Origin of the sequence: Pseudomonas sp. KB_12, from assembly GCF_052114545.1 — a bacterium.
GTDB lineage: Bacteria > Pseudomonadota > Gammaproteobacteria > Pseudomonadales > Pseudomonadaceae > Aquipseudomonas > Aquipseudomonas brassicacearum.
Genome location: NZ_JBFREY010000127.1, coordinates 1 through 367 on the forward strand (window position 1 = coordinate 1; position 367 = coordinate 367).

The 367-nt window shown below is 66.5% G+C and carries 1 protein-coding gene; it reads left to right on the forward strand.

The features are described from left to right. On the forward strand, nt 1-270 hold a 270-nt coding region (locus tag AB4Z20_RS28150), incomplete at its 5' end, for a hypothetical protein (protein WP_442091267.1). Between the last annotated feature and the right edge of the window lie 97 nt (nt 271-367).

Here is a 367-nt window from a genome sequence, read left to right on the forward strand (position 1 = left end):
ATCCCGCTGTCCCGGCAGGAGCAGCAAAAGCTCATCTCGTGGCAGGACCCGCCCGCCTGGGACTCCCGGGGCCTCGACGTCGAACCCCCGGGCCGGGGCAAGTTCCTGATCAAGGTCGGCGGCCGTCCCGGCATTCCCGTCCACATCGGGCTGACCTCGATTGAGAAGAACGATGGCCTGAACGACACTGACACCCGCTGGCACGCACCGACCGAAACGCTGATGGACCCGGCAGCACCTGTGCTGCCTACAGAAGGAGGCGCGCTGTGAGTGCACCGAACCGCAAAGGAATGGGGCTCGAAGATGCCCTGCTGGTCTGGCTGGCCATCGGCGCCATCGTCATCTTCGGTGGCGGCACCTACGCCGC